This is a genomic window from Flavobacterium salilacus subsp. salilacus (genome assembly GCF_004634195.1).
Lineage (GTDB): Bacteria > Bacteroidota > Bacteroidia > Flavobacteriales > Flavobacteriaceae > Flavobacterium > Flavobacterium salilacus.
Genome location: NZ_SKBP01000012.1, coordinates 85,934 through 96,798, shown reverse-complemented (window position 1 = coordinate 96,798; position 10,865 = coordinate 85,934). Strand labels below are relative to the sequence as shown.

Here is a 10,865-nt window from a genome sequence, read left to right as displayed (position 1 = left end):
AAACTGGTAGAGTTGATGAAAGATGACCAGAAGATGGTGATTATGGTGAAAGCGCATACGGATAACCGTGGCAGCGACAAGTACAACATGAGATTATCTTCCAGAAGAGCTAAAGCTACGGTGCAGTATGTAATCTCTAAGGGGATTGCCAAAGAGCGTATCTCAGGTGAAGGCTTCGGAGAGAGCCAGCCTAAGGTAAGCTGTGGTGAAAACTGTACGGAAGAGCAGCATGCTGAGAACAGACGTTCGGAATTCATTATCGTGGAAATGACGAAGGAATAAACCGCAACAGTGTTTTATTAACACGATAGCATAATATAAAAAACCCCCACTGAAAAGTGGGGGTTTTGTTTTTATATTTTAATTGTCGCTTTGATACCACTCTGCGTATGAACTCTCGGTTTCCTGCAATTTTAATGAGTGTAATTGTATCGTATCGGGCAGGCGGTTTTTAATTTTTTGAGCAAAATCGATTACCATATTTTCGCTTGTGGGCTGGTAGCTTACTAATATAACATGGTGTTCGCGTTTTTTCAGCTCCTCTGCCAGTTCTATGTGCGGTGTGTTTTGGTTGAGTACTGTAGCGTGGTCAAAAACATCTACAATTTCTTCTTTTACAATTTTTTTCAGGTCGCCAAAATCGATTACCATACCATATTTTACATGGTTATTATCTGTTATGGGAGTACCTATAACTGTAACTGATAATTTGTAGCTATGCCCGTGAACATTTTTGCACTTGCCGTCGTAACCGTAAAGTGCATGCCCGGTTTCGAATGTAAACTGTTTGGTAATCCTTATTTTACTCATAAGTAAAGATGTTAAAGTTGCAAATTTACTAAATAAAACCACAGCAATAATTTATTAACACAGCGTATTGTTTTTCAAGTTATCTTTGCTCGCTTTTTAAATAATACCTTATGAATGAAACGGGATTTAATCCACTATATGAAAAGGTTATAACTGACCTTGTGGAGCAGCAATACAGTGTTGTTGAAAATTTTTTTTCGGATGCAGAGGTATTGGTACTCCGCGAAAGCCTTTTGGCAAAGTATGAAGAAGATATGTTTAAAAAATCGGCTATTGGCAATATGGCTAATGAAGTAATTGTTGAAGCAATTAGGGGTGATTTTATTTTTTGGCTTGATGAAAGCTCTTGTAATGCTGCCGAGCGTAATTTTTTTGATAAAATTAATGATTTTACCGCCTATCTTAATCGTACTTGTTTTATGGGTATAGCCGACCAAGAGTTTCATTATGCGGTATATCCTCCGGGTACTTTTTACAAAAGGCATCTGGATACTTTTCAGAACGATAATCGTCGGAAACTTTCTATAGTATGTTATTTGAATCATGAAGACTGGTTGCCCGAATATGGAGGAGAACTTACTCTTTATCAGGTAAAAGGGGACACAGAAACGGCCTTAAATGTATATCCCGTACAGGGTCGGATGGTTATTTTTGAAAGTCAGATTTTAGAGCATGAGGTTAAGCCTGTAAAACAGGAACGCCTTAGTATTACGGGTTGGCTAAAATCGAGACCGGAAATCCTATTCTAATATTATTCAGGAAGTTAGTCACTTTTTTATAGAAATATAACTTTATTATCTAAGTTTGTTATTACCCTTCTTTTAACAGAGTAATTTTGGTATTTACTTAACAAAAACACACTATATTTGTTAATATACAGATGTTTATCTGTTAACATTTGTTATGTTTTGAATTAACTAACCAAAAAATCTCTTTTATGAAAAGAAAATTACTTTTGCTATGCGGGTTTTTCTCGTTTTTTGTTTTTGAAACGATAACTGCCCAGGAATATGAATATTTGGAAATTACATCAGGACTTAATGAAGATGTGATTGCAAATGGTGCTAATACTGCTGCCGCATCAACAACTACTATTGTAGATAATGACAGTTTTGCCTTTGTAGCGGCTGATTTTCAACCTACGGGTTCATCAATACCACCGGCTTACGGGTTGCCTGTAAGCGGTACTATAACATCGGCAGCTTTGGCAGGTTTAAGCTTTCAATTAGCCGATTATTCTGAAAATAATTCTTTAAGAATACATGGTACTACTCCTGTGCCTGCCGTTACTACAGGAACTTTGGTTTTTTCTAACCAGGTTAACGCTAAAAAACTTTATGTTTTAGTTACTTCGGGCAGCGGGGCATCTACTGTAACGGCTGTTATTAACTTTACTGATGCTACTTCGCAAACCATAACAGGCTCTGTTATCCCAGACTGGTATAACAGTACTGTACTGCCTGTTGCCGCATCGGGTTTTGGTCGTGTGAGTGTGGTTACAAATGCTCTTGAAAATCCATCGGGCAATCCGAGAATGTACCAACTTTTGTTGAATATTGATACTGAAAATCAAGTAAAAGAAATAGAAAGTATTCAGTTTACTAAAACTTCTACAGCGCAAGGAGTGGCTAATATATTTGCAGTTACTGCAGAATTATTAGGCAGTTGCCCTTCGCCTGAAGACCTGACTGCTGTTTCAGGAATAACAACAGGAGCTGTTACATGGTCAGAGTCTATAATAGAACCGGCAGACGGTTATGATTATTATTATTCTACAAGTGCTGATGCACCAACAGAAAGTACTGAGCTAACAGGTAATGTGGCTTCTGATGTGACTACTGTTGAGTTTTCAGAACTGGAAATTGGAGAAACCTACTATTTTTGGGTACGTTCTAATTGTGGTGCAGGAGATGTAGGACCCTGGGTTTCTACCACTTTTACCACCGGGCAAATTTCTTCGGAATATGATGAAGGTATTATAAATACATTATTTAACACAACCCCCAATACGGCATCAACCACGTCATGTCCGGGATTACTTACTGTTTCAGTACCTGACGGGTATCAAATAGGAGCGGTAGCTACAGCCTATACTATGACTACAGCAAGTAATGGTTATAAATCAGAGCAACGTTCGCTATTGGTTTGTACTACAACTAATACTACTGAGGCAGCCGTTTCATCAGGTGTTGGCAGTACAGGAGGAACACAAGCATACAACCGTACTGGTTTAACGTTTGCCAACGGTGCAACAGGCGATGTGGAGTTTGAATTAAGAGCTTGGAGAACCTATGGAGGTTCGGGGTGTAATAATACATGGAATTTTGTAGATAATAATAGCTGGACGGTTACGGTAACCTATGAGTGTATTACACCACTTACACCACAGGCAGAAGACCAATCGTTATGTACAGGCAGTACAGTTGCGGACTTGTTTGTTGAACCGGATTATGAAAATGCTACAATACGTTGGTATGATGTTGAAACAGGCGGAGAACCTCTTGCCGACGAAACAGCACTTGTAGCAGGAACATATTATGTATCGCAGTACCGATATACCTGTGAGAGCGAAAGACAAGCTGTAGTAGTTACACTTGCCGAACCTGTATTACCTGTAACAGAGGTAACACAATCACTTTGCTCAGGAGCAGTTATTTCAGATTTATATGCAGATGCTGCCGCAAATGGTACTATAAACTGGTATGCCACAGGCGACAGCCCGGAGGTACTGAATGAAGAAGCAATGCTGGAAACAGGTTCTTATTTTGTATCGCAAACGGTAGAAGGCTGCGAAAGTGAAAGAATAGAAGTAGCCGTAACGTTAAATACAACTCCTGTACCAACCGCAAATGCACAAGCTGTGTGTGTAGGCTCGGAAGTTGGAGATTTGAATGTCGAAGGCGAAGAAAACGGAACATTCAACTGGTATGCAACGGGCGATAGTGAAGAGGCATTAAATGAAGATACAGTAGTTGAAGCAGGCTCCTATTTTGTATCGCAAACCATAGAAGGTTGTGAGAGTGAAAGAGTAGAAGTAAATGTAACTATAAGTGTTACCGAAGTGCCGACAGCAACAACTGAACAAACTTATTGCAATGGTGCAATTATAGCAGACCTAATGGCTACACCGGCAGAAGGAGCTTCATTAAACTGGTATGCCACAGGCGACAGCCCTGAGCCATTAAATGAAGAAACAGTACTGGAAACGGAATCGTATTTTGTATCGCAAACGGTAGAAGGTTGCGAAAGTGACAGGGTAGAGGTAAATGTTACCCTTAATGCTACACCTGATGCACCGGAAGGAAATGCAGTACAAGCATTTGACGCTGGCGATACTGTAGCAACGTTAACAATAGCAGTTGATGAAAGTGCTGTTGTAAACTGGTATGTAATGAATGAAGCTGAAGAACTGGTTAGTATTGATGCTGCCACAGTATTGGTTGATGGCGAAACATACTATGTTACACAAACGCTTGAAAACTGTGAGAGCGAAACGCTTGCCATAACGGTAGATGAGGCTCTTAGCACAGCAGTTTTTGGCACAACAACATTAAAAGTATATCCTAATCCTGCTAACTCTGTAATAACAGTTACAAACAAGGGTATTATAGAAAATATAGAAGTTGCTAACCTTTTAGGACAAAAAGTAGTAAGCCAAAAAGTAAATGCCGAAAGCACACAACTTGATGTGTCAGCACTTGCTGCCGGTACTTATATATTGAATGTACAACTGGAAAACGGAGCCACAAAATCGGTTAAAATAGTAAAACAGTAATTATATAAAAAATGTCATTCTGAACGGAATGTAATGGAGTGAAGAATCTCAATTATTTAATAAACAATAGATTCTTCCTTCATCAAAATGACAAAAAGGGCTTAGCAAACTGCTAAGCCCTTTTTTATTGTAATTACTATATGTTAGTTTACTTTCTGTAAGGTTCGAGTGCTTTTTTTGTAGCGTCAGACAGCACAAGCCTGCCCGATACTTTTGCTCTCTCGGCAAGCAGTGCACCCCATGATTCTGTACCTTCCCATAATACTTTTTTCATGGCATGCAGGGCTTCGGGGTTGTAACCCGCCAGTTTGGTTGTTAATATATCAATTTCCTTGTCAAGGTCTTCAATGTTTTCAAATACTTTGGCATAGAGCCCCTTTTCTTTTGCCCAATAGGCATTTTTCCATTCGTCGGCGGCAATAGTCATCTCGGCAAGCGCAGCATTACCCATTTTTCGCTCTACGGCAGGAGCAATTACAAACGGACCTATACCTATGGTAAACTCCGATAGTTTTATGGCACTTTGTTCGGTTGCCAGTGCATAATCGCAGGCTGCGGCAAGCCCTACACCACCGCCTACAGCTTTGCCATGTATGCGCCCCACAATAAGTTTTGGGCAAGTACGCATAGCATTGATTACATTGGCAAACCCTGAAAAGAAAATAGCACCTTCTTCGTAGTTAGAAACGCCCAGTAGTTCGTTGAACGAGGCTCCGGCACAAAAGGCTTTCTCACCTTCGCTTTTTAGTACAATAACATGCACATCAGTATTATTGCCCAGTGTGGTAATTTCGTCTGTAAGGCGTTGTAATAACACCGATGGAAAGGAGTTACTGGCAGGATGCCCAAACTCTACCGTAGCAATGTGGTTTTCAATATTGGTATAAAGTGACCCGTCAGGTCGGTTAGTAGTTGTCATTTTAATAGTTTTACGGTAAAATTAAAGCAAATATGGCAGTAGTTAAACAATTTTACAAAACTTTACGACAGTATTTGTAAAATGATTGTGATTTGCATTATATTTGCCATCACAAAAATAACGGGGATGTAGCTCAGCTGGCTAGAGCGCTTGCATGGCATGCAAGAGGTCGTGGGTTCGACTCCCATCTTCTCCACAAAAACCCTTATAATCTGCTGATTGTAAGGGTTTTGTTTTTTAGGTTGACAATATCGTTGACAGTTCAGGCTTTTTTAACTTCTTAATACAGCCTAAAAACAACTTCTTTTCTTTTACTGATAACTTTTTTATAGAAACTGATTTAGTTTGCTGTAAAAAATAAAATGTTTTTACTGTTTAACTATCTTTGGAAAAAAGATTAAGGGATGAATGTACGAATACCAAAAGATGAAGATATACATATTGCCAATACAAAAGATATAGCGCGTATAATGCGTAAAATTCTTTTAAGGCAAAATAGGCTTCATCGTAAAAAGGAATATTTTTGGGCTATTGGGTTAAGTACTAATCACGATATAGAGTACATCGAACTATTAACAATAGGGACTTTAAACCAAAACAATGTTGACCCTGTAGAGGTGTTTAGCTTTGCCGTTTCTAAAAAGTGCAAAAAACTTATAATTTGCCATAACCATCCAAGTGGTAACCTACAACCAAGTGAAAGCGATTTAGAACTAACGCGAAAAATAGCATACGGCGCGCATACATTAAATATTAAACTTTTAGACCATATAATAATTGACGAATCAAAAGAATATACAAGTATGTTTGGTTTAGATATTCTTGAAGTTTTAAGTTAACCACTTACCTCATCCAGTTTCTTCTTAAACTCTGTTTTCCTTTCAGCTTCATTATAAAACGGCATACCTATCAACTTGAAACGTTCATTTTGGAATAACTCAACTTTTGCCTCATGCTCTATTTCTTTAAGGAAATCTTCTTTCCAACTATCATTCAATAATAATTGACTTCCTTTTGGTTCGATAAATAACTGATAGATGAGATTTTCATCTGTTTTCTTATCGGTCATAAACATTACATAGTCCGGCTCTGTTGCTTTACCATCGCTAAACCTGTATAACTTAAAGAAACGTTCATTCCTGAGCAAATACACTTCTTTAAATCGCTTCTGTAAACTTTCCATTTCAGCATCTATAAACTTAACTAAGAATTTTTCTTCAGATGAGCCGTAATTCTCTTTATAGGCATACCAGTCTTTAGCCAATAGGTTTATATAGAATTTCTCCGGTATATTAGCCCGTAAAGTAGCCCTTCCTGTTTCAGCATCCCCGTTTTCATTAAGTGCAAACGATAGCTTTTTATCTCTGAAATATTTTCTTATTGGCTCTTTATAAAATGCTTTTGTACCTAAGTACCTGCCAAACGTTACATTAATCTCGTTAGAAATATCAGTAAATACACTTTTAGCAATTAGTAACTGATTATATGCTGTAAGCTCTTTTACATCTTTTGCCAACCCCGATACCGTTACGGTAACATCGGCTAAGTATTTTTTTATAAAATCATCTACTGAATTAATGGTTGGAAAATACTCTTTGAGGTTACTATACCGGAAAAACGGTAAAGCATTCATTGCCTTTTTTACTATTGTTTTATCCCAATTTATAAGTTGGTGGTTTTGCGTTTTGCTTTCTGCGGGTCGTAAGGTTTTAATTTCGGCATCGCTAAAAACCGTAGTTTCCTGCGATACGGCTGTTTTAAGACGGTATTCGTGGCTTTTTTTTATGTTTGGCTCTTTATATTCCAATAACTGTGCGGGGCTGTTATCAACCTTTTTATTGAGCCATATAAAACCCGACTTATACAGTTGTGTTTCCTTAAAATCATCTTTAAGTACTAAATCGACCTCAACCCGCTCATCAGGGATAATTCCTATTTCCCTGAGTGCGTTGTTAAGCTCTTCAATATATCGGGGGTTATGTGAACAATGATAATGCAATGTTTCACAAATACGCATTTCATTATCCAAATCATTATCAAATTTGCGTTTGTAGCGTTCCTGACCTTCGGCTGTTACAAAAGGATAGTATCTTGCACCCCGCCCGATTAATTGCGCCTCTTGTACTGTGGTTTTACCGGGCTTGCCTCCTTTTGCATCCCTTGTATTGTATAAACGCACTATATCAAACAAATTGAGTACATCCCAGCCTTCATTTAGTTTATCTACGGCAAATACTACCCTGTACTCATTATTTTTATCCTCTAAGCTGTTAATAACGATTTGCTTTTCATCGGTATCATTTTTTGAGTTAACGGATATTATTTTATCCTCCGAAAAATCATCTTTCAACTCATCAATAAGGTTATTATTTGTTATGCCAAGTGTATCAAAATAGGTAAAGGCTTTTTGCAGGGTTTCATTTTGTAAACCTTTTAACCTGCTGAATGTTTCAACGCTGAGGTTTTTAACGGCGTTAATAAAGTTTACTTCATTTTCGGCACTTTCATTGGTTGTTTTCGATTTCATCATTACAACGGGTTTTATGAGTAGCCCGTTGTCCGAAAATATTTTCTTTTTGTATTGGCTTATTATAATGCTAACCAAAGCCCTGTCTGTTACATCAAAATCTATTTGATTAGTTCGCACCTCTTTTGAATATCCATCGGCGCGATACTCTTTAAGCGGATAATCAAATAACAGTTTACTGTTATATTTTGCAGCTACGTTGGGGTGGGTTAGCTCTAAGGTAGCGGTAAACTCCAGCATTACATTATTTACATTTGCCTCAAATATGCGTGTTACGGTAGTTTCCCAGCTTCGGCTAACTTCTAATTCGCTTCCTGTTAATTTCTTTTTAGTAAGCGTGTTTATATGGTGTGCCTCATCGGATATTAATACTACTTCTTTATCAAAAAAATCATCAAATGTAATACTGTTTTCCTGTGGGTTATTCAGCTTTGTATGTAAGCCCTGTATGGTGGAAAACAATATATTTATATCATCGTTATTAATGCTTTCAAAATTCTGGACTTCTTTAACCGTAATATTTTGCCCGTCTATATTAATATTGTTACTAAACAAATATTTTGATGAAAGCGGGTTTAAAAAGTTCTCTTTTGTTTTACGGATAATGGTATCGGTATTTACAAAAAATATAAAGTTGCGATACCCCATTTTATAAAGCTCCAGCATTGCACCTGCCATAACCAGCGTTTTACCGCTGCCTGTAGCCATGTGAAACAGTAATTGCGTGGGTTTCCTACGCTTTTTATAGTCGTTGAGGTAATAATTAAAGCGTGTAAAGGCTTCTATTTGATAGGGGCGCAATTCAAATTTGAGGTTCTCTTTTATAACTGCCGAAACGGCTTCTTTATCTATAACATCATTTTCGACTAAAACATCAAAAATTTTATCTAATCTGTCCTCTGCCATAACTATCTTTTAGCGTAAAATTGTTTGTTTGTTTCAATATCGGCTGCACTTACGTTGTAGGTTTCATCTTCCATTTCGGAATAGTTTACATACAACTGGTTTTTATCCAGTACCTCAACTAAATACTGTTTCATCTGCTCGATAGGGGCAGTTGTAAAAGCGGCTAAACGCTCATTAAAGGCTTTCCTGTCAAACTGGTAAGACAGGAATGCGCTATCCTCCATTTCGTGCCAAATGCTTATAAGGTGCTCTTTGGTTTCAGCATCCTGTATAGCATCAATATAGCGTTGGTTATATTGCATTAATTCGGCATATACAAAAGAGCCATCGCCTTGCCAATTAACCGCCTTACTAATACCTCCCTGTTCGCCTGCTATAACCTTTTTTAATCGTTCTACTGTAACTGTGTTTATATAATCCATTTGTTCAATGCCTATATATTTTCTATTCATTTTATGAGCAACGGCAGCAGTAGTGCCACTACCAACATGAAAATCCATTACAAAGTCATCTTCTTTAGTTACTGAATTAATTAGAAAGGCAATAAGGGTTTCAGGTTTAGGAAAAGAATTAAAGTTAAGATTTAGAGCATCAATATGTTTTTTCGAGTCTTCATTTGTTTCCACTCCAATAGCTTTTGATAAATACTTATCGTCTATGAACTTATCGGGTGCTATATTTGAAGCAATTTCTCTTTTATATCTGATAGAAAATTTCTCTGTCTTTATTAGAAAATAAGTACCATTTTCAACTTCCTCATTTAAAAAACTTTGCCCCCATTTGAATTTGCCGGATAATCTTATAGTATTTAGATTTACTCCGTTTTTAATTTCTAAATCATCTAACAATTCAACTTTATCAAATTTTCCTTTTTTATAAATTCCATCACTTAGATTAAATTTAATTATGCTGGGCAAGAAACTCAAAGTTGTAACTGGATTACCACTATTTATCAATGGCGCATCATCATTATCGCTTTGCCTACCTATATAGCCAATAGATTTATTAATATTTTTTTCATAACAATGGATGAATTCAATATTCTTTCTTGACTTTTTAGACAGTGCTGGAGCATTGTCAGTATTTTTCCAAACAAATGTATCTACAAAGTTATCTTTACCCAATACTTCATCTATTAAAACTTTTAAATATGCTTGTTCATTATCATCGCATTGAACAAATAATACCCCTTGACTTGTGAGTAAATCCATTGCTATTTCTAACCTATTTTTCATAAAAGTTAGCCATGTGGAATGATTAAAATTATCATTGTACTGAAAGCTATCTGAACCTGTATTATAAGGAGGGTCAATATATATCAATTTAATTTTACTTCTATGCGTTTTTAGTAACGAGGCAAGGCATAGGAGGTTATTGCCTTTTAAGATAAGGTTTTCATCTCCGGTTATTTCGGTAACGGTATGTTCGCCTTCTTTGTCATATTTTTTAAAGTTGGTAAAGGCTTTGGGCGATAGTAGCCTATCTACAGCATCAGGGGCAAGGGTTTCATTCCAAAATATTTCGTTACGCTTTTGGTCTTCTTTAGTTTGCCCTCCTTCTAATATACAGTCTTTATGCGCCCATACCAGTGTAACATCGTTACGGGTGCTTATATAATTATCGGTACTGCCATCGTTAATAGTAAGCCCTATTTTATTTTTAAATGCGGTATAGCTGTCCGGCAGGAACGATTTGTTATTTACAAAACGCTGAAACGCTATTTTATCGAATACTAAAACGCCCTCCACATCCTGAAAGAAGTGTTTTTTAAAAGTTTCGTTACCTATAAGTATTTTTAGTAGCTGAGGTGCTACTTTTAAGGCTGCCTCTACAATTTTATTTTTATTTAGCTGCCCGTCAATTACTAAGTTGTCTTCATCTTTTAAAAGGGCTATAAGTTCGTTTTGCAGGTTTTGCATTGGGTAAGT

8 protein-coding genes and 1 tRNA gene are annotated in these 10,865 nt (G+C 37.1%); 5 read left to right on the top strand and 4 right to left on the bottom strand.

The window, feature by feature from the left end; translation table 11 throughout:
* Positions 1-282 (top strand): OmpA family protein (locus tag E0W68_RS12890; RefSeq protein ID WP_135219850.1); only part of this gene is annotated, 282 nt, incomplete at its 5' end.
* Positions 283-360: 78 nt separating this feature from the next.
* Here E0W68_RS12890 and E0W68_RS12885 read toward each other — a convergent pair.
* Positions 361-810 (bottom strand): 6-pyruvoyl trahydropterin synthase family protein, encoded by a 450-nt coding sequence (locus E0W68_RS12885; protein WP_135219849.1) that lies wholly within the window; start codon positions 808-810, stop codon positions 361-363.
* Between the two features lie 110 nt (positions 811-920).
* Between E0W68_RS12885 and E0W68_RS12880 the strand changes: the two genes are divergently transcribed.
* Both E0W68_RS12880 and E0W68_RS12875 read left to right on the top strand, forming a co-directional pair.
* Positions 921-1,559, top strand: coding sequence for a 2OG-Fe(II) oxygenase (locus E0W68_RS12880; RefSeq protein WP_135219848.1), 639 nt, complete (start codon positions 921-923; stop codon positions 1,557-1,559).
* A gap of 188 nt (positions 1,560-1,747) precedes the next feature.
* Positions 1,748-4,585, top strand: coding sequence for a T9SS type A sorting domain-containing protein (locus E0W68_RS12875; protein WP_135219847.1), 2,838 nt, complete (start codon positions 1,748-1,750; stop codon positions 4,583-4,585).
* Positions 4,586-4,733: 148 nt separating this feature from the next.
* Here E0W68_RS12875 and E0W68_RS12870 read toward each other — a convergent pair whose 3' ends face one another.
* Positions 4,734-5,504, bottom strand: a complete 771-nt coding sequence (locus tag E0W68_RS12870; protein WP_135219846.1) for an enoyl-CoA hydratase/isomerase family protein — start codon at positions 5,502-5,504, stop codon at positions 4,734-4,736.
* A gap of 122 nt (positions 5,505-5,626) precedes the next feature.
* Here E0W68_RS12870 and E0W68_RS12865 point away from each other — a divergent pair.
* Together E0W68_RS12865 and E0W68_RS12860 are read left to right on the top strand one after the other, a co-directional pair.
* Positions 5,627-5,700, top strand: a tRNA-Ala gene (locus E0W68_RS12865).
* Positions 5,701-5,908: 208 nt separating this feature from the next.
* Entirely contained in the window at positions 5,909-6,343 is a 435-nt protein-coding gene (locus E0W68_RS12860; RefSeq protein WP_135219845.1) for a JAB domain-containing protein, read from the top strand.
* Here the strand turns inward: E0W68_RS12860 and E0W68_RS12855 are convergent.
* Together E0W68_RS12855 and E0W68_RS12850 are read right to left on the bottom strand one after the other, a co-directional pair.
* Complete coding sequence (locus tag E0W68_RS12855; protein ID WP_135219844.1) at positions 6,340-8,937, bottom strand: DEAD/DEAH box helicase family protein; 2,598 nt, start codon at positions 8,935-8,937, stop codon at positions 6,340-6,342. The two genes, E0W68_RS12860 and E0W68_RS12855, sit on opposite strands and share 4 nt — an antisense overlap.
* Before the next feature lie 2 nt (positions 8,938-8,939).
* Positions 8,940-10,856: a DNA methyltransferase gene (locus E0W68_RS12850; RefSeq protein WP_135219843.1), complete on the bottom strand. Its 1,917-nt coding sequence runs from the start codon at positions 10,854-10,856 to the stop codon at positions 8,940-8,942.
* Positions 10,857-10,865 lie beyond the last annotated feature (9 nt).